Genomic DNA, 18,810 nt, shown 5'->3' with positions numbered 1-18,810 from the left:
CATCACTTGCGCACCTTGGCCGAGAACAGGCCCTGCGGACGCAGCATCAGGATCAGGATCACCGCCGAGAGCGTGAGCACCTTGGCCATGGAACCGGTCAGGAAGAACTCCGCCGTGGACTGCGTCTGGGCAATCGAGAAGGCCGAGGCAATGGTGCCGATCAGGCTTTGCGCGCCGCCGAAGACCACCACCAGGAAGGTATCGACGATGTACAGCGAGCCGCTGGTGGGACCGGTGGAACCGATGGTGGTGAAGGCCGCCCCCGCCACCCCGGCCACGCCGCAACCGAGCGCGAAGGTGGTGCGATCGACCTTGCGGGTATTGATGCCCACCGCCCCGCTCATGACCCGGTTCTGCATCGTGGCGCGCACCTGCAGGCCCCAGCGCGAGCGGAACAGCAGCACGAAGATGGCCCCCGTCAGCAGCACCGTGATGCCCATCATGAAGAGGCCATTGATGGGAATGTCGATGGCGTCGGTCGGCTTGAAGGAACCCATCAGCCAGTCCGGCAGGGTGGCGCTGACTTCCTTGGCGCCGAAGATGGAGCGGAAGGTCTGCTGCATCGCCAGCGACAGGCCCCAGGTGGCCAGCAGCGTATCGAGCGGACGCTTGTAGAGGCGGCTGATCAGCAGCAGTTCGGTCAGGTAGCCCACGCCATAGGCCACCGCGAAGGACAGCACGATGGCCACGAAGAAGTAGATCGGCTGCAAGGCCGGCGCATAGGTGGTGGTGAGATGTGAGAGCAGATAGGTGATGTAGGCGCCGATGGTGAGGAATTCACCGTGGGCCATGTTGATCACGCCCATCTGCCCGAAGATGATGGCCAGGCCCAGCGCCATCAGCAACAGGACGCAGAACACCGAGAGGCCATTGAAGCCCTGCATGGCGAAGATGGCGCCGAATTCGGATAGAGAAACCATGTTGACTCCCGATGGGCAAGGATGAATTGACCGAATTGACCGAATTGACCGGTAAGGGGCGGCAGCGCCCGCATGTCACTACAGACGCCGCCGCTTTGCTACGCAGTGAAGAGACGCCTACTGCTTACTGGTAACCCTTGGGGAAGGGATTCGGTTCGATCAGGTCGGACTCGTAGACCACCTTGAACTGGCCATCCTTCTGCGCTTCGCCGATGCGGGTCTTGCTCCACAGGTGATGGTTCTCGTGGACCTTGACGTAGCCTTCCGGCGCGGTCTTGAGTTCGATGCCGGGCGAGGCTGCCACCACCTTGTCGACGTCGAAGCTGCCGGCCTTCTCCACCGCCGCCTTCCACAACCAGGGGCCGAGGTAGGCGGCCTGCGTGACGTCGCCGATGACCGAATTGGCGCCGAACTTGGCCTTGAACTCGGCCACGAATTTCTTGTTGTTGGCGTTGTCCAGGCTCTGGAAATACTTCATGGAAGCGAAGAAGCCCTCCACGTTCTCGCCACCGATGCCCAGCATTTCGTCTTCGGTGACCGAGATGGTCAGCAGGTTCTGGGTCTTGGCGGTGACGCCGGCGGCCTTGAGCTGCTTGTAGAAGGCGACATTGGAGCCGCCCACCACGTCGGCGAAGATGACGTCGGGTTTCTTCAGCTTGATCTTGTTGATCAGCGAGCCGAACTGGGTGTTGCCCAGCGGATAGTATTCCTCGCCCACCACCGAGCCCTTGAGCACGTTCTCGATGTGCTTGCGGGCGATCTTGTTGGAAGTGCGCGGCCAGATGTAGTCCGAGCCGACCAGGAAGAAGGTCTTGGCCTTCTTTTCCTTGGCCACCCAGTTCAGGCCCGCCAGCACCTGTTGCGTCGCCTCCTGCCCGGTATAGAAGACGTTCTTGGACTGCTCCAGGCCTTCGTAGAAGGTCGGGTAGTAGAGCAGGCCGTTGTCCTTCTCGAACACCGGCAGCACCGCCTTGCGCGAGGCCGAGGTCCAGCAACCGAAGACGGCCGCCACGCGGTCGTTCTCCAGCAGCTTCTTGGCCTTTTCGGCGAAGGTCGGCCAGTCGCTGGCACCGTCTTCCTGGATGATCTTGATCTTGCGACCGAGGATGCCGCCCATGGCATTGATCTGGTCGATGGCCAGGCGCTCGGCCTGGATCGACCCGGTCTCGCTGATGGCCATGGTGCCGGTGGCCGAGTGCAGCTGGCCCACGGTGACCTCGGTGTCGGTGATGGCCAGCTTGGTGGTATTGACCTTGGCGGTCGGATACTGCTGGGCCGAGGCCATGCCCGGCAGGGCGGCTGCGGCAGCACCGGCGGCCAGGCCCATGAGGACCTTGCGGCGCGGCAGCGAGGGCGGATTGGAAGACGAGGAATGCGACATGCGGTACTCCTTTCGGTCGTTGTTGTTGGATGCCGGCCGGGCAACGTGGCGTCGTGCGGAAAAAAAGCCGGTAAAAAACGGAAAAGTGAACAAACGAGGGAAAGGCCCGCCACTGGCGTGGCATTCAGGAAAACGTCTCCTGCTACATATGAATATTCCTTCAAGCCGGCCTTTAGCTGCGCTGGCCCTGCCCTTCGTTCTGGGAGGCAGAATAGGATCGGCAGTGCAGCGCAACAATACGTTGTTTGACGTAAGCTCCCGGCCACTGCCGGCCGCCCGCCTGCACAGCTTTTGCCCGCCTGCTGCCTGTTGTTGGTGCAGGCAAATGGCGGGGAGCGTGGCGATGCTCTTGCCGGGGTGGCAATACCTCCTGCGGGTCTGCTGTGTTTTGGTGAATTCCCGTGGAATGCGGCAGCGCACATACGTCATTTGACGTATGCCCTCACCGTCCAAATGGTTTGAAAATTGCTTGCGCCTGAACGCGAGCGGTCCGGCAACCCAGGACCTGACGAGATGACCTGACTTCCCCCCGAGCCAACGTGACCCATCCCGCCACACAACGCATCGTCAAGGTCCGCCGCGACTACAACACCTGGGTCGCCAATGAGACCCTGGAAGACTACGCACTGCGCTATACGCCGCTGTCGTTTCGCCGCTGGTCCGAATTCCGCCTGGCCAACACGGCCCTGGGCGCGACCTCCTTTTTGGCGCTGGAAGCCATCAGCGGCGCCATCACCCTCAGCTACGGCTTCACCAATGCCTTCTGGGCCATCGTCTGCGTGGTGGTGCTGTTCTTCCTGACCGGTCTGCCGATCAGCTACTACGCGGCGCGCTACGGGGTGGACATGGACCTGCTCACGCGCGGCGCCGGTTTCGGCTACATCGGCTCGACCATCACCTCGCTGATCTATGCCAGCTTCACCTTCATCTTCTTCGCGCTGGAAGCGGCCATCATGGCCCAGGCCATCGAGATCTACTTCGGCCTGCCGCTGGTGTATGGCTATGTGCTCTGTTCGCTGATCATCATTCCCATGGTGGCCTACGGCATCACCCTCATCAACCGCCTGCAGATGTGGACCCAGCCACTGTGGCTGGTGCTGCTGGTGCTGCCCTACCTGTGCGTGCTGTACAAGGAACCCGACGCCCTGCGCAACCTGATGAGCTTTGCCGGTCGCGCCGAGGAAGGCAGTTCCTTCAACCTGCTGTTGTTCGGCGCGGCGGCGACGGTGGCCTTTTCGCTGATCGCCCAGATCGGCGAGCAGGTCGACTTCCTGCGCTTCCTGCCGAAAAAGACCGCCGCCAATCGCGGCCGCTGGTGGAGCGCCCTGCTGCTGGCCGGGCCCGGCTGGATTCTGCTGGGCGGCGCCAAGATGCTGGGTGGCGCGCTGCTGGCCTTTCTTGCCATCCAGCACGAGGTGCCGATGGCGCGCGCAGTGGAACCGACCCAGATGTACCTGATCGGTTACCAGTACGTGTTCGGCAATCCGGCCCTGGCGCTGGGGGCGGTGGTGCTGTTCGTGGTGGTGTCGCAGATCAAGATCAATGTCACCAATGCCTATGCCGGTTCGCTGGCCTGGTCCAATTTCTTCGCCCGCCTGACCCACAGCCACCCGGGCCGGGTGGTGTGGCTGGTGTTCAATGTCCTGATCGCGGTGCTGCTGATGGAGCTGGGTGTGTTCAATGCGCTGGAACATGTACTGGCGCTCTACAGCCTGGTGGCCATCTCCTGGATCGGCGCGGTGGTGGCCGACCTGGTGATCAACAAGCCGCTGCGCCTGAGTCCGGCGCATATCGAGTTCAAGCGCGCCCACCTGTACGACGTCAACCCGGTCGGTGTGGGCTCGATGGTGATCGCCACCCTGCTCTCCACGCTGGCCATGTCCGGCGTGCTGGGCAAGACGGTGGCAGCACTCTCCCCCTTCATCGCCCTGGGGACGGCCCTGGTGAGCGCACCCTTGATCGCGGTGGCCACCGGCAGCCGCTACTACATCGCCCGCCGCGATACCTTGTCCGAACAGAGCTATCGCCCCTACACGCCCGGCCACAGCCCCTCGGTACTGGACTGCGTCATCTGCGGCAATGCCTTCGAAACCCCGGACATGGCGCACTGCCCGGCCTACCAGGGCGCCATCTGCTCGCTGTGCTGCTCGCTCGATGCGCGTTGCAAGGACCGCTGCAAGACCCCGCGCGCAAGGCTGCCCAACCAGATCCTGCACACCCTGCGCCAGTTGATCCCGGCGCGCTTCGCGCTCAAGCTCAATACCCGCATCGGCCATTACCTGAGCGTCTTCGGTCTCCTGGCCGGTGGCCTGGCCATCGTGCTGTGGATGCTGTACTTCCAGCAGATGGCCGACCTCTCCGGCCTGACGCTGGCCGCGCCCGACTCGCTGCGGGGCGTCTTCATCAAGCTGTTCTGCCTCTTGCTGGTGGTGGTCGGCGTGGGCGCGTGGTGGCTGGTGCTGACCAATGAAAGCCGCGCCGTCGCGCAGGAAGAATCAGAGCGCCAGACCAACCTGCTGCTGCAGGAAATCGAAGCCCACAAGCAGACCGACGCCGAACTGCAGCGCGCCAAGGAAGCCGCCGAATCGGCCAACCTGGCCAAGAGCCGCTTTGTAGCCGGCATGAGCCACGAGCTGCGCACGCCCTTGAACAGCATCCTCGGCTATGCGCAGATCCTGCATGTGGACGCCACCATCCCGCCGGCCCGCAAGGAAGCCATCGCCATCATCCGCCGCAGCGGCGAACACCTGCTGAGCCTGATCGACGGCCTGCTGGACATCGCCAAGATCGAGGCCGGCAAGATGCGCCTGGCCTCCGACGAACTGGCGCTGGAAGCCTTCCTGGAACAGATCGTGGGTATGTTCGCCCCGCAGGCCGAACAGAAGGGCCTGCAGTTCCGCTTCGAAAAAACCGGCCGCCTGCCGCACATCGTGCATGCCGACCAGAAGCGGCTGCGGCAGATCCTCATCAACCTGCTGGGCAATGCCGTCAAGTTCACCGACCGTGGCGGGGTCACCCTGAAGGTGCGCTATGCCCGCGAGATCGCCTGGTTCGAGGTGGTCGATACCGGCATCGGCATCGCCGACGACGACCTGGAGCGTATCTTCCTGCCCTTCGAACGCAGCAACGCGGCCAGCCTGCGTGAAGACATCGGCACCGGCCTCGGCCTGGCCATCAGCCGCATGCTGGTGCACATCATGGGGGGCGAACTGAGCGTACAGAGCAGGGTCGGCAGCGGCAGCAGCTTCCAGCTCAAGCTCTACCTGCCGGAGGTGCATGTGCCGCGCCCCCGGCTACAACTGGAAGACCAGATGTCCGGCTACGCCGGCCCCTCGCGCCATATCCTGGTGGTGGACGACCAGGCCTCGCAACGGCGCCTGTTGAAGGACATGCTGGCCCCGCTGGGCTTTGCGGTCAGCGAGGCCGACAGCGGCCTGGCCTGCATGGAAAGACTGGCGCACGAGGTGCCGGACCTGATCCTACTCGACATCGCCATGCCGCAGATGGATGGCTGGAGCGTGGCCCGCGCCATCCGCGCGCGGGGGCTGACGCAGTTGCCCATCCTGCTGGTCTCGGCCAATGCCTTCGAGAACCTGCACGAACGCAACGGTGCGCCACTGGTCAACGATTTCCTGGTCAAGCCGGTGTCGTACAACGAGCTGCTGGGCAAGATCCGGCAGCACCTGCAACTGGACTGGGTGGCGCCCGGCACGACCGCCTCGGCACCCACTGCCACGCCGCCCGCCACCACCGCCACCACCACCATCACGGCCAAGCCACTGATGCTGGTGCCGGGCCAGGACAGGCTGGCCGCCCTGCTGCAACTGGGCAGCATCGGCTATGCCAAGGAAATCCTGCGCCAGCTGGACGCCATGGACCGCCAGAACCCGGCCTACCTGCCCTTCACCACGGAGTTGCGGCAACTGGTCAGGCAATTCCGACTCAACGAATATGTCACCCGCATCAAGGAGCTGATCCGCCATGATCTCAACGACGTTCGATAGGCAAGTCGTACTGATCGTCGATGACATGCCCGACAACCTGGCCATGTTGTCCGACGCCCTCGACGAAAGCGGCCACATCGTGCTGGTCGCCACCGACGGTCTCTCGGCGCTGCAGCGGCTGGATCACATCACGCCCGACCTGATCCTGCTGGACGCCATGATGCCCGGCATCGACGGCTTCGAGACCTGCCGTCGCATCAAGCAACTGCGGCAGGTCAATCACGTACCGGTGGTCTTCATGACCGGCCTGTCGGAGACCGAACATGTGGTGCGCGGCTTCGAAGTCGGCGGCATCGACTACGTGACCAAGCCGATCCGCCCGCAGGAAGTGGTGGCCCGCATCGGCGCCCACATCCGCACCGGGCGCATGATGTCGCAGGCACGCGGGGTCCTGGAACAGGCCGCGCACGCGGTGATCGTCCTGGGCGGCAATGGCCTGCCGACCTGGCAGACCAGCAAGGCCTCGCAATGGCTGGAGAAGTATTTCGGCGCCCCCGCACCGGGCAGCCAGCGGCTGCCGGCGGCACTGCAGGTCTGGCTGAACGAACAACTGGTGCGCCAGCGCCAGGGCGAGAACCTGGACCAGTTGCCCCCGCTGGTGGTGCGCCTGGACCAGGGCGAACTGCACATCACCCTGTGCGGCCCCGGCCAGGGGCATGGCGCCAGCCTGCTGCTGGAAGAAAAGACCGGCGGCCCGGCAGCGCTGGCCCGGCCGGAAGACGGCCCGGTGCTACCCGCCTCGCTGGAAGCCTGCCGGCTCACCCCGCGCGAGAGCGACGTCCTGCTGTGGCTGGGCAAGGGCAAGACCAACCGCGACATCGCCGACATCCTCGGCATGAGCCCGCGCACGGTGAACAAGCACCTGGAACACATCTTCGTGAAACTGGGCGTGGAAACCCGCTCGGCGGCGGCGGTGCTGGCCAGTAGCGTGGCGGCGGGAGGCGGGAGTCAGTTGCTGCAATGAGCCGATGGATTGATCACGCTGGAATGCAGACGGCCGGATTCATCGATTCATTGCCAACGTCGCAAGGACGATCCGACCGTTCAAAGTCGAACCATGAGCCCCTTCACAGGTCTGCGTAGCGGGGGAGCAAGTCTTGATCGACCAGGCGGACTTCGATGGCATTGGCGATCTTGACGTGTTCCGGGTTTTCGTCGGAAAACGGTGCGTCGGTGACGCTGACGATGATCGTTCCAATCTGTTTGTCCTTGCCCTTTGCGTCCTTGCCCATGACAGGCACGAGTGCGGCTGCTTCTGGCACTTGCTTTAGGATCACCACTTCCGGCAGATAGAGCATCCAGCCGACGCCCGGACGATCCTTGAAAGCCTTATGTTCCCAGTAGCCATTGCTTTGTACAGAAACATAATGGGGAGCCCAAATACCAGCACTCCGCGCCACCACATTGGCCACCATATTCCAGTCAGATGAGAATGACCGGGGACGCCCGACGAACGTCACAAGGCTTAAGTGCGGCGCGGGGCGTGCCATAATCCTGAGTGATGCGGCTGCATGCCCTTCCTTTCCATTCCAGATCGAGATGATTCGTGGATCGATCCCCCCTTTGAGGCGATTTTCAAGCACTGACAGGGACGATGTCGTGGTCGAGGCGCAAGTAAAAACACCGTACAACAGTGCTGAATCGCGGGTGTCGCCGGTGAGCAGCCATTCATGGAGCGATGGCGATAGTTTCTGCAGCTCGACGACCAGAAGGCGCAGCTCTTCGACGAGAATGCTGACTGACAAGTCTCCCGCATGGCGGAGCGATATTGAAATATCGTAGGCATGTTTCATAGCAGATTAAACCCGTTGAAAAGTGCGTTCCCGAATCACCGGGGTGATCTTGCCAAGCCAGGCGCCGTCTACAAAGTTGAGCTTATTCCACCGTCACAAGTCCATATAGCGGGGAAGCAAGTCCTGATCGAACAAGCGGATTTCGATGGCATTGGCGACCTTGACGTGTTCGGGGTTTTCGTCGGAAAACGGTGCGTCGGTGACGCTGACGATGATCGTTCCGGTTTGTATGTCCTTGCCTTTTTCTCGCTTACCCATGACCGGCACAAGTGCCCGTGCCTCGGGGACCTGCTGGGCGGTCAGCACTCGCTGCAGGTAGAGCATCCATCCGACTCCAGGGCGATCCTCGAAGACCTTCTTGTCGAAGTAGCTCGTTGTCTCCACCGTCACCACCGAAGGGGCCAGCAAACTGACACCTCTGAGAACAAGTCTCAAGGCCGGTTCAATGGACTTAGAAAACGCTCCGGGATCCGCTATTAGCATGATCATGCTCGTCTCAGGAGCAACCCGGCCAATGTATTGCAGTGAAGCCCCTTCCGGGCCCTCCCTCCCATTCCACATCCCGACGATCTTGGGATCGGCTATCTTCTTCAATGACTCGGCGAGGACGGCAGTGGCCGCTGTCGTAGGGCCTGTGGAATCGAAGACCTTGCAAAGATAGGCCTCGTTCTTGGTGTCGCCCTTCAGGAGCCATTCATCAAGCAACGGTGAACAAGCCCTCAACTCGGCGCGGATTGAATGCAGCTCCGTCAACATGGCTGCCACATGCAGCGGGCCGGGTTGACGGAAGATGGCGATCAGTTCATATGGGCGCTTAGCCGTGTCAAAACGATCTGTCATCGCCATCACACGTCCCCGAAGCGGGGAAGCAAGTCTTGATCAACCAAGCGGATTTCGATGGCATTGGCAACCTTGACGTGTTCCGGGTTTTCGTCTGAGAAAGGTTCGTCAGTGATGCTGACCACGATCGTTCCTGTTTGAATCACTTTGCCTTTTTCGTCCTTGCCCATGACCGGCACAATTGCACGAGCATCGGGGACTTGTTGGGCGTCCAGCACGCAGGGAAGATAGAGCATCCAACTTGCTCCAGGCCGGTCCTCAAAAACCTTGTGATCGCTGTACCAGTAAGGGCCAAATACAGCGAAGCTTGGATTCCAAATTGATATGGCTTTCTTCAACCAAACCACTGGGGTTCGCCAGTCGTTGACCTCAGGCTCCAGACGCAGTGAAAACTCGATGCTGTCCGGGCGGCCAAGGACATTGGTGAGCGATGAGAGTCCGGCACTCTGCGCATCAACATCTGCACCGTTCCACAAGGAGATTGAGCGAATGTCGGTGACGCCTTTGCTTCGCTGCTCCAGAACGGCCAGCGCTTGGGCAGTCGGCCCATTCTCATCGAACGCCTTGTACAGGAGCGCATCCACCTTGCTCTTATCTGAGGAAAGTAACCAGTGATGGAACAGTGGTGAGAAAGATTCCACAGCACGCGTAAACTCGTACAGCTCTTGCAACTGTGTTGGAACGTCAATCAGTGTCGGCTGTCCTCTTCGGAAGAACAGTTCCATTGCGGGAGTCGGTTTCATGGCTGAAATATCACCTCAATGTCTGGATAAGCGGCTTTGATGATTCGGGAGAAGTAACGGTAGCTGATAGGCTCCATGAAGTGCCATCGAAGTCCAACAGGTGGGCGCGGTTGCGCTCCTGCCGCCTGGCGGTAAGCCTCTTCGGTCAGCTTGTTTGCCCCATCTTTCCACCAGCTACGAACCTCCCTGAATTCATCGAAAAACTGGTCGTACTTTGCCTTGGCTTCCTTCAACAGGCATTCGCTGGAATCGAAGCCATCAAAGGCGACCCCGTTGAACAACCACTCAGTGATGAACCCCGGCCCTTTAGGCATGCCACCGATGCGGGCCTGGTAGGCAATCGATATCTCAGACCATCCAGCGGTAGAGCGATTGAATGGTGCGCCACGATCGGCCGTGCAGTCAGGGCACTTCTTGCGGTTTTTGGTTTGTGTTTCAGTACGTGCAATGGGCGCAGACTTGGCTTTTTCAGCTTCCTCCTGGCGCTTGCGTGCCTGCTCATTGGCGGCCACACCGGCCGCGCCGGCGGCGACGCCTGCACCGACTGCGGCCAGGAGACGGGCGCCCACGCCCTCGATCAATGGTATTGCCAGTGCTGCCATCAACGATCTCCTTTCAGTAGCTGTTTCATGACGGCATTGAGGTCGTCGAGCCGTTGTTCCGGCGTCGCGCCGGGCTTGCGCAGATAGCGATCGACCAGTGGGTCATCGTGGATGCGCGCAGCGTCCGCCGTCAGGTACATCAGCTGCACGATGTGGGGGGTGCTGGTGAAGCCTGTCCGGGCGGCGTAGTCGTAGGCGTGCTGCATCCGTTTCAGCACTTCTTCCCGGCCGGGGTGGTCGCGCATCTCGGGTCGATCGCCCAGGAAGGCGTCGCACACGGCTGCTACGAACTGGCGGGCTTCACTCTGTTGCAGGGCCTGCCACTGTGCCTCACCGAGCGTGAGCATCTTGCCTCCCGATCCAGACGCGCCGGCCTTCATGCAGCAGGTGCCACTCATGGATGTAGCCGAAGAAGGCTTCACGCTGCGCACCGTCCAGCGTGCGCGCCAGATTGACCAGAACGCGCGGGTCCCAGAAGCGAAGCAAGGCGCTGCGGCCATCCGGAAGCTGCACGTCGAGCCGCAGTTGCAGCAGTTGCCCGAGGCCTTCCAGGTCTTGCGGCGCGATCAGCCAGGTCACCGACGGCGCATCACGCTCCAGCGTGATCAGTTCGGCGATGCTGGCCTTGTTGGCGATGGTCGTGTCCACCAGCCAAGGGCCGGCGTGGGCCAGCGCGGCATCCGGTGTCCCCGCGAACAGTGGGAACAGTCCGACTCCCGGATGGAGTTGCTTGCAGAGCTGGGCCTGGTACTGCACGCCATCGACCAGTGCATACAGTCGAAGCGCGGGCATGGTGTGGTGCAGTTTTTCCAAGCGTGATTGCACGTCGAGCATGGTCACTCCCGAATCACGGTCGGGCTGCCGAAGTGCGCGGCTTTGCGCAGGCAATCCAGGCAGATGCCGGAGTCGGTCGGCGCGGCAACCCGGGAAGCCGTCGCCAGCGCCTCGGCCTTGGCGTCAGCTGCCGGATCACCCAGCGATGACTCGTCCGACCAGGCCGTTGTCGCCTCCCCGGAGATCAGGCTGGCGCCGCAGTCGGTTGTGTCCATGTGGCGGGCGTAGCTGCGTCCCTCGCCATCCACCATGTCGGGGGCGCCGGAGTTGATCGCGAATACGCCCTTGCATTGGGGGCAGACCACCTTGTCGCCGACGCGGGCCATGTACTTGCCGTTGATGCTGCAGGTCAGGTCGGCGCTGATGACCGTGCCGCCGTGGCTGGTCTTGTCGCCAAGGGTGATGAAGGGACGATCCATGATTTCCTCGTTAGGTTGGACATGGGCCACCGGTGCTGTGTTGTTGTGCTCGCTTGATCACTGCCGCCGGGCCGAAAGGTGGGCATTTTCCATGGCCCATCGGCGGAGTAAAGTTACGAGGGAAATTAGCAGGGAAATACCGAAACAATCAGATCGATTGCTCGTAAAAGAGGGGGACTTTTCCAGGTGAAATACGAGATGGGATCGGCGGGCGCCTGAAGAAAATTTCACATGAGCGGGCGCTTTGCCCTATCCTTGCACAGGGCACTTACGCCCATCATCACCGAAGCAAGGAGTCATCATGCCCAAGAAAGAGAAACTGGACCCGGAAACCGAAGCCCTGATCCAATGGTGTACCGAAGTCGAGCAATTCCTGGTCAAGGGCGGCGCCACGCTGGACCAGGCGCAGGAGCACATCGAAGAACAGGTGGAGTGGTTCACCGATCTGTTCTACGACGGCCTGACCCCGGAAGAAGCCGCCAAGGAAGCCCTGGCCTGAAGCAGGTTCCGCCAACCTCCCCTACCACCAGCATCCCGGCCCGCAAGGCCGGGATTTTCTTTTCGCGGTTCAGTCGCGGCCAAAGCGCGTGGAGAGTTCGCGCAAGGCGTCGTAGAGAGGCCGGGTGGCCTCGGCCAGGCGCTCAAGGCTGGCTTCGCGCAGGGCGTCCAGGTCCAGCGCGGCAGCGTCCTTGAGGCCGGCCCACGCCAGCAAGGCGGCCAGTGCCTGCGGATGGTCGAACATGCCGTGCAGGTAACTGCCCAGCAACTGGCCATCGGCCGATTGTGCGCCCTCGCCCCGCCCTTCGATGACGAAGGCCGGTCGCTCCAGCGCGGCACCGTGTGAGACGCCCATGTGGATTTCGTAGCCGCGCACGCTGGCGTTGCCCTGGCCGGGATTGCCGAAGTTACCGAAGTTACCGAAGTTACCGAAGTTATCGAAGTTACAGTGGCCGCTGACCTGCAGCAGGCGCTTTTCCTGCGTCAGTTCGGTGTGCATGGCGAGCAGGCCCAGGCCGGCGCTGCTGCCGGGGGTACCTTCCACGCCATGCGGGTCGTCGATGCGCTCGCCCATCATCTGGAAACCGCCGCAGATGCCGATGAGCTTGCCGCCATAGCGCAGGTGGCGGCTGATGGCTTCGGTCCAGCCATGCTGACGCAACCATTGCAGGTCGCCCCGGGTGTTCTTGCTGCCGGGCAGGATGATGAGGTCGGCCGGGGGAATCGGCTGGCCGGGGCCGATGAAGCGCAGGTCGAGGTCGGGATGGGCGCGCAACGCGTCGAAGTCGGTGTGGTTGCTAATACGCGGGAAGACCGGTACCACCACGCGGAAATCCCCCTTGTGCTCCTGCGTGGCGGCGACCGCATCTTCGGCGTCCAGCTGCAGGCCGTGCAGGTAGGGCAGCACCGCCAGGACCGGCTTGCCGGTGCGTTGCTCCAGCCAGTCCAGCCCGCCTTGCAGGAGGCTGATGTCGCCCCGGAAGCGGTTGATGACGAAGCCGACCACGCGCTCGCGCTCCCTCTCGGAGAGGCAATCGAGGGTGCCGGTCAGGTGTGCGAAGACACCGCCACGGTCGATGTCGGCCACGATGATGACCGGGCAATCGACTGCTTCGGCAAAGCCCATGTTGGCGATGTCGCGGGCGCGCAGGTTGATCTCGGCCGGGCTGCCGGCGCCTTCGACGATGACGCAGGCATAGTGCGCGCGCAGGCGGGCATAGGATTGCAGCACGGCCTGCATGGCCTCGGTCTTGTAGCGGTGGTAGTCGCGGGCGTTCATGTCGGCGCGCACCTTGCCGTGCACGATGACCTGGGCGCCGGTGTCGCTGGAGGGCTTGAGCAGGACCGGGTTCATGTCGGTATGCGGGGCGATGCCGGCGGCCTGGGCCTGCAGGGCCTGGGCGCGGCCGATCTCGCCGCCGTCGGCGGTGACGGCGCTGTTCAGGGCCATGTTCTGCGGCTTGAACGGGACCACGGGGATGCCGTCCTTCTTCAGCAGCCGGCACAGGGCGGCCGCCAGGGTGCTCTTGCCGGCGTCCGAGGTGGTGCCCTGGATCATCAGGGTGTGGAAGGGGAAATCAGCCACGTCGGCTCCATCTATGCAGGGCTTGTTGCAGCCGCTCCCAGCCGGCTTCGTCAGGCGGCAGGCCAAGGCGGATGCCACCGGCGCCACGGGTGAAGAGGCGCACCCAGATGCCCTCTTGCGCCATGGCTTGGTGAAACGCCACGGCCTGCGGTTCCGGCCACCACTGGAACAACGCCGTGCCATGGGAGGCGATGCCATGGGCGGCCAGCAGGGCCTGCAGGCGCTCGCCGGCTGCCAGCAGTTGCTGCAGGGTGGCCTGCTGCCACTGGCTGTCGCCGAGGGCGGCACAACCGATCTGCTGGGCCGGGCCGCTGATGGTCCAGGGTCCCAGCCAGTCGGCCAGCGCATCCAGCAGCGTCGGCGCGGCGGCCACGAAGCCCAGCCGCAGGCCGGCCAGGCCGAAGAACTTGCCCACCGAGCGCAATACGATCAGGCCGGAGCTGGCCGTGTGGGCCGCCGTGTGGGCGGCCACGCTCTGCTCGGGGAACGTATCGCCGAAGGCTTCGTCCACCACCAGCCAACCGCCGCGTGCGGCCAGGTGCGCGGCCCATTGGAGGAGCTGGGCCGGGGCCACCCGCGTACCGGTGGGATTGTTGGGATTGCAGAGCACCAGCACGTCGCAGGCAGCGCCCTGCACTGCCTCGTCCAGCGCGGCGTACGGGACTTCGCGCACCGCATGGCCGGCGCGCTGCCAGCAGTGCGCATGTTCGGCGTAGATGGGCGCGGCCACCACCACCTGGGCCGGGCGTCCATCCTGGCGCAGGCGCAGTTGCGGCAATGCCTGGATGGCGGCCTGGGTGCCGGCCACGGCCAGCATGCGGGGCGCACCGTAGTAGGCGCAGGCGGCCTGCTCCAGCGCCGGCGAGGCTTCGGGCAGGCGGTGCCAGGCGTCGGCGGCGATGGCCGGCGCCGGATAGGGTCGGGGGTTGATGCCGGTGGACAGGTCCAGCCATTGGCTGCGGGGACGGCCATAGTGGCGCGCCGCGTCGTTGAGGTTGCCGCCGTGTTCAAGCATGCAGGCCTCCCAGGCAGAGCAGCGCCACGGCGCTGATGACGGCCAGCCACAGGGCCGTGCTCATGGCCACCAGTCGCCAGGCGCGCACGATGTCCGGCCCTTGCGGCATGGGGCCGCGCCCCAGTGGCGGGCGCTGTTCCAGTTCGCCGTCATAGATCGCCGGCCCGCCCAGGGCCAGGCCCAGCGCACCGGCGCCTGCGGCCATCACCGGCCCGGCATTGGGGCTGTTCCAGGCCGGGGCCTGTTCCTTCCAGCAGGCCATGGCCTGGCGCCGCTGGCCCAGCCAGGCGTAGGACAAGGCGGTCAGGCGTGCCGGCAGCCAGTTCAAGGCATCGTCGATGCGTGCTGCGGCCCAGCCGAAGTGCAGGAAGCGCGCCGTGCGGTAGCCCCACATCGCATCCAGGGTATTGGCCAGGCGGAACAGCAAGGCGCCGGGGCCGCCGGCCACCAGGAACCAGAACAGCGTGCCGAAGACGGCGTCGTTGCCGTTCTCCAGCAGCGATTCGACGCCAGCCTTTGCCAGTTCCTGCTCGCTGGAATGGCGCGTGTCGCGGCTGACGATGTAGGAGGTCAGGCGGCGTGCCTGCGGCAGGTCGCCGGTGGCCAGCGCCTGAGCGATGGGCAGGGTATGTTCGCGCAGGCTGCGCAGGCCGATGCAGAAATACAGCAGCGCCGCATGCAGCAAGGCGGCCAGCCACCAGGGCGCGGCCGCCAGCAGCCACGCGGCCACCAGCACCGGCGGCAGCACCGCCAGGCTCCAGGCCAGCACGCCGCGCAGGCGCAGTGCCGGGCGCTGGTTGAGGGTGCGCTCGATGGCTTTGGCCAGGTTGCCGAAACCGACCAGCGGATGCCAGCGCCGCGCCTCGCCCAGGGCCAGGTCCAGCGCCACGCCCAGCGCCATCAGCACCGCCAGCCAGGGCCAGGACAGGCCGCTCAGCATGGGCTGTCCTTCAGGCTCAGGGGCAACCCGGCGGCGACCCATTGCACCCGTTCGCAGAGGGCGGCCACGGCCTGGTTCAGGCGGCCGGCCTCGTCCACGAACCAGCGCGAGATGGCGCCCTGCGGGATGATGCCCATGCCCACTTCATTGGAAACGATGATCACCGGCCCCGCGACCTCCTGCAAGGCGCGCAGGAAATCCACCCGCTGCAGCGTGAATGCCGCTGGCGGGTCGATCGGCCCCAGTTCAGGAAATGCCATGCCGTCGGCAAACAGCAGGTTGGCCAGCCACACGGTCAGGCAATCGACCAGCACCACGCGATCGGGGCGGCTGTGCTCGCGCAGGGCCTGGCCCAGGGCCAGCGGTTCTTCCACCGTGCGCCAAGGGCCACCCAAGTCCAGTCGGCGTTGCTGGTGGTGGTCGATGCGGGCCTGCATCTCGGCGTCGTCACTGCTGGCGCGGCGGCTGGCGGTGGCGAGATAGACGATCTCGGCAGCGCCGGCCTGCCAGGCGGCCAGTGCCAGTTGCTCGGCATGTGCGCTCTTGCCGGAGCGGGCGCCGCCGAACACCAGGGTGCGTTGCGGCGGGCGGGAAGCGGGTTTCATGCTTGTGGTTCTCCCTGGGCGGGCCAACGGTCCTGATAGACCAGATCGGCCAGTGACTGGCGCGTGGCCCATTGCGCCTGTTCCAGCATGGGCCGTTCGTAGAAGGCCGGGACATGGCCCAGGCACAGCACAGCCATCGGCTCGGCGCCGGCCGGCATCTGCAGCAGCTTCGCCAGGGCCAGCGGATCGAACAGTGACACCCAGCCCATGCCCAGGCCTTCGGCACGGGCGGCCAGCCACATGTTCTGCAGCGCGCAGGAAAGCGAGGCCAGATCCATCTGCGGCAGCGTGCGGCGGCCGAAGACGTGGGCTTCGCGGTGGTCCATCAGGGCGGCGACCAGCACTTCGCCGCACTCCAGGATGCCTTCCACCTTCAGGCGCATGAACTCGTCCTCGCGCTGGCCCAGTGCCTGCGCGGTGGCCACGCGTTCCTGCTCGACCAGTGCGTGGATGGCCTGGCGCAGGTCGCGATCAGCGATGCGGATGAAGCGCCAGGGCTGCATGAAACCCACGCTGGGCGCTTGGTGCGCGGCCTGCAGCAGGCGTTCCAGCAGGGCCGGCTCGACCGGGTCGGGCAGGAAGTGGCGCATGTCGCGCCGCTCGCGGATGACGCGATAGAGGGCGTCGATCTGCTCCTGCGGATAGCGATGGGCCGGCTGGGGCGAGGCCGTCGGGTTCATGCGACCGCGCCTCCCAGCAGGGCCGCCACGGTGCGCGGGGCGGAACGGAAATAGGCGTGCAGGTAGCTGGCGGTGACCTGTTGCTGGCGATACACCACCTCGCCCTCGGAAGAATCGAACAGGCGCTCGCCCCGCGCCATGAATTGCGCGCCCACCACCGCCCGCGAATAGTGGAAGGTGTGGCAGCGCAGATGCTCGCCCACGGCGCCCGGCAGGTTCAACTTCAGGGTCTGGTAACCCAGCCCCTGCAGGCGTGGCTGCACCGTGGCCTGGCCGGGCAGCACGCCACACATCTGGCCGCTGCTGCCGTCCTGGCCGACGATACTGTCCAGCAGGAACAGCATGCCGCCGCACTCGGCGTAGAGCGGCTTGCCGGCAGCCGCATGCGCGCGCAGGCCGGACTGGGTGACCTGCGCGGCCTGCAGCGTGGCGAGGTAGAGCTCGGGATAGCCACCCGGCAGCCACACCGCATCGCAGGGCGGCAAGGGATCATCGGCCAGCGGCGAGAAGAAGGCCAGGCTGGCGCCCATCTGTTGCAGCAATTCCAGGTTGGCGGTGTAGATGAAGGAAAACGCCAAGTCGCGCGCCACGGCGATGGTCTTGCCTGCCAGCAGGCGCGCGAAGTCGCGCTCCGGCGGTGGTGTGCCGAAGTCCACCGGGTCCGGCAGCGTGGCCAGGGAGGTGCTGGACATGCGCTCGGCCACCGCGTCCAGGCGCGCATCGAGGTCGGCGATCTCGGGTGCGGCCACCAGGCCGAGGTGGCGCTCCGGGAGGGCGAACTGCATGTCGCGCTGCAAGCCGGTCAGCAGCGGCACCGATGGGCGGGCGTTGCGCAGGCCCTGGCGCAGCATCTGCGCATGACGTGGGCTGGCCACGCCATTGGCCAGCACTCCGGCAAACTTCAGTTCGGGCCGGTAGGCCAGCAGGCCCTGCGCCAGCGCGCCGATGGTCTGGCCCATGCCACGCGCATTGATCACCGCCACCACCGGGATGCCCAGCAACTGGGCCAGGTCGGCACTGCTGGGTTCGCCATCGTAGAGGCCCATGACGCCCTCTACCAGCAGCACGTCGGCCTCGGCCGCGGCCAGCGCCACCTGGCGCCGGCAGTGGTCTTCGCCGCCCAGCCACAGGTCGAGGTTGACCACCGGCTGGCCGCTGGCCTGCTCCAGCACCATGGGGTCGAGGAAATCAGGGCCGGTCTTGAACACCCGCACGCGCCTGCCCTGGCTGCGGTAGAGACGCGCCAGCGCGGCCGTGATGGTGGTCTTGCCGTGGCCGGAGGCCGGGGCCGAGATGAACAGGGCCGGGCAGCTGTGATGAAGTTCGGACATCAGAATTCCACGCCTTTCTGCGCCTTCACGCCCTGCTCCTTGTAGGGGTGCTTCACGGGGCGCATCTCGCTGACCAGATCGGCCTGTTCAATCAGCGCCTCGGGCGCGTGACGGCCGGTGACGACGATGTGCAGCATCTCGCGACGGCCGGCGAAGACACGCAGCACTTCTTCCAGATCGAGGTACTGGTATTTCAGGACGATGTTGAGTTCGTCCAGGATCACCATGTCATAGCTGGGGTCGTTGATCATGCGCAGCGCCTCGGCCCAGCCGCGCGCAGCGGTGCGCATGTCGGCTTCGCGGTCCTGGGTATCCCAGGTATAGCCCGCGCCGACGACGTGGAAGTCGCAATTCGCATGGCTGCCCAGGAAGTCGCGTTCGGCGCTGTAGAGCGCGCCCTTGATGAACTGCACCACGCCCAGTTTCATGCCATGGCCGAGGATGCGCATGCCCATGCCGAAGGCGGCGCTGGATTTGCCCTTGCCGGTGCCGGTGTTGACGATCAGCAGCCCCTTTTCCAGCTGGGCGGCGGCCTTCTTCTTTTCAAAGCCTTCCTTGTGGCGCTGGGTCATGCGCTTGTGGGAGTCGGGATCGGTTTTCACGGTCGGGTTCTTTCCAAA

At 64.5% G+C, this 18,810-nt stretch carries 19 protein-coding genes; 3 read left to right on the top strand and 16 right to left on the bottom strand.

The window, feature by feature from the left end:
- Nucleotides 1-2: 2 nt before the first annotated feature.
- Nucleotides 3-920, bottom strand: a complete 918-nt coding sequence (gene urtB, locus HBH1_RS17560; RefSeq protein WP_006713022.1) for an urea ABC transporter permease subunit UrtB — start codon at nt 918-920, stop codon at nt 3-5.
- Nucleotides 921-1,044: 124 nt separating this feature from the next.
- Complete coding sequence (urtA, locus tag HBH1_RS17555) at nt 1,045-2,301, bottom strand: urea ABC transporter substrate-binding protein (protein ID WP_077236840.1); 1,257 nt, start codon at nt 2,299-2,301, stop codon at nt 1,045-1,047.
- A 539-nt stretch (nt 2,302-2,840) separates the two neighbouring features.
- Between urtA and HBH1_RS17550 the strand changes: the two genes are divergently transcribed.
- Nucleotides 2,841-6,305, top strand: coding sequence for an ATP-binding protein (locus tag HBH1_RS17550; RefSeq protein WP_102663784.1), 3,465 nt, complete (start codon nt 2,841-2,843; stop codon nt 6,303-6,305).
- The gene (locus HBH1_RS17545; protein ID WP_102663783.1) at nt 6,283-7,269 is read left to right on the top strand and encodes a response regulator transcription factor; all 987 of its coding nucleotides are present in this window, start codon (nt 6,283-6,285) and stop codon (nt 7,267-7,269) included. Before HBH1_RS17550 ends, HBH1_RS17545 begins: the two co-directional genes overlap by 23 nt.
- A gap of 103 nt (nt 7,270-7,372) precedes the next feature.
- Here the strand turns inward: HBH1_RS17545 and HBH1_RS17540 are convergent, their stop codons facing one another.
- From HBH1_RS17540 to HBH1_RS17510, 7 genes are all read right to left on the bottom strand, one after another.
- On the bottom strand, nt 7,373-8,098 hold the full coding sequence (locus tag HBH1_RS17540) for an immunity 52 family protein (RefSeq protein WP_102663782.1): 726 nt from the start codon (nt 8,096-8,098) through the stop codon (nt 7,373-7,375).
- Nucleotides 8,099-8,191: 93 nt separating this feature from the next.
- Nucleotides 8,192-8,944, bottom strand: a complete 753-nt coding sequence (locus HBH1_RS17535) for an immunity 52 family protein (protein WP_233207648.1) — start codon at nt 8,942-8,944, stop codon at nt 8,192-8,194.
- On the bottom strand, nt 8,944-9,663 hold the full coding sequence (locus HBH1_RS17530) for an immunity 52 family protein (protein WP_233207647.1): 720 nt from the start codon (nt 9,661-9,663) through the stop codon (nt 8,944-8,946). Before HBH1_RS17530 ends, HBH1_RS17535 begins: the two co-directional genes overlap by 1 nt.
- 14 nt (nt 9,664-9,677) lie before the next feature.
- A complete protein-coding gene (locus tag HBH1_RS17525) occupies nt 9,678-10,283 on the bottom strand; it encodes a restriction endonuclease fold toxin 5 domain-containing protein (RefSeq protein WP_102663780.1) in 606 nt (201 codons plus the stop codon).
- Nucleotides 10,283-10,630: a hypothetical protein gene (locus HBH1_RS17520; protein WP_102663779.1), complete on the bottom strand. Its 348-nt coding sequence runs from the start codon at nt 10,628-10,630 to the stop codon at nt 10,283-10,285. The genes HBH1_RS17525 and HBH1_RS17520 overlap by 1 nt, the downstream gene beginning before the upstream one ends.
- A complete protein-coding gene (locus tag HBH1_RS17515; RefSeq protein ID WP_102663778.1) occupies nt 10,614-11,117 on the bottom strand; it encodes a DUF4123 domain-containing protein in 504 nt (167 codons plus the stop codon). Before HBH1_RS17515 ends, HBH1_RS17520 begins: the two co-directional genes overlap by 17 nt.
- A gap of 2 nt (nt 11,118-11,119) precedes the next feature.
- Nucleotides 11,120-11,536 (bottom strand): PAAR domain-containing protein, encoded by a 417-nt coding sequence (locus tag HBH1_RS17510; protein WP_102663777.1) that lies wholly within the window; start codon nt 11,534-11,536, stop codon nt 11,120-11,122.
- A 301-nt stretch (nt 11,537-11,837) separates the two neighbouring features.
- Between HBH1_RS17510 and HBH1_RS17505 the strand changes: the two genes are divergently transcribed.
- Entirely contained in the window at nt 11,838-12,035 is a 198-nt protein-coding gene (locus HBH1_RS17505) for a hypothetical protein (protein ID WP_006713029.1), read from the top strand.
- A 69-nt stretch (nt 12,036-12,104) separates the two neighbouring features.
- Here HBH1_RS17505 and HBH1_RS17500 read toward each other — a convergent pair whose 3' ends face one another.
- From HBH1_RS17500 to cobO, 7 genes are read right to left on the bottom strand one after another with little or no spacing between them, the layout of a single operon-like run.
- Complete coding sequence (locus tag HBH1_RS17500) at nt 12,105-13,619, bottom strand: cobyric acid synthase (protein WP_102663776.1); 1,515 nt, start codon at nt 13,617-13,619, stop codon at nt 12,105-12,107.
- Entirely contained in the window at nt 13,612-14,634 is a 1,023-nt protein-coding gene (gene cobD / locus HBH1_RS17495; protein ID WP_102663775.1) for a threonine-phosphate decarboxylase CobD, read from the bottom strand. Before cobD ends, HBH1_RS17500 begins: the two co-directional genes overlap by 8 nt.
- Entirely contained in the window at nt 14,627-15,574 is a 948-nt protein-coding gene (gene cbiB / locus HBH1_RS17490) for an adenosylcobinamide-phosphate synthase CbiB (protein ID WP_102663774.1), read from the bottom strand. Before cbiB ends, cobD begins: the two co-directional genes overlap by 8 nt.
- Nucleotides 15,568-16,179, bottom strand: coding sequence for a bifunctional adenosylcobinamide kinase/adenosylcobinamide-phosphate guanylyltransferase (gene cobU, locus HBH1_RS17485; RefSeq protein WP_102663773.1), 612 nt, complete (start codon nt 16,177-16,179; stop codon nt 15,568-15,570). The genes cbiB and cobU overlap by 7 nt, the downstream gene beginning before the upstream one ends.
- Entirely contained in the window at nt 16,176-16,859 is a 684-nt protein-coding gene (gene bluB / locus HBH1_RS17480; RefSeq protein WP_102663772.1) for a 5,6-dimethylbenzimidazole synthase, read from the bottom strand. The genes cobU and bluB overlap by 4 nt, the downstream gene beginning before the upstream one ends.
- Nucleotides 16,856-18,190: a cobyrinate a,c-diamide synthase gene (locus tag HBH1_RS17475; RefSeq protein WP_102663771.1), complete on the bottom strand. Its 1,335-nt coding sequence runs from the start codon at nt 18,188-18,190 to the stop codon at nt 16,856-16,858. The genes bluB and HBH1_RS17475 overlap by 4 nt, the downstream gene beginning before the upstream one ends.
- A complete protein-coding gene (gene cobO, locus HBH1_RS17470; protein ID WP_102663770.1) occupies nt 18,190-18,792 on the bottom strand; it encodes a cob(I)yrinic acid a,c-diamide adenosyltransferase in 603 nt (200 codons plus the stop codon). Before cobO ends, HBH1_RS17475 begins: the two co-directional genes overlap by 1 nt.
- Nucleotides 18,793-18,810: the final 18 nt, after the last annotated feature.

The sequence above is a fragment of the Herbaspirillum sp. BH-1 genome (genome assembly GCF_002870055.1).
GTDB classification, from domain to species: Bacteria; Pseudomonadota; Gammaproteobacteria; order Burkholderiales; family Burkholderiaceae_D; genus Herbaspirillum; species Herbaspirillum frisingense.
Note: the sequence above shows the minus strand (reverse complement) of the source record. Positions and strands in the feature narration are given on the sequence as shown.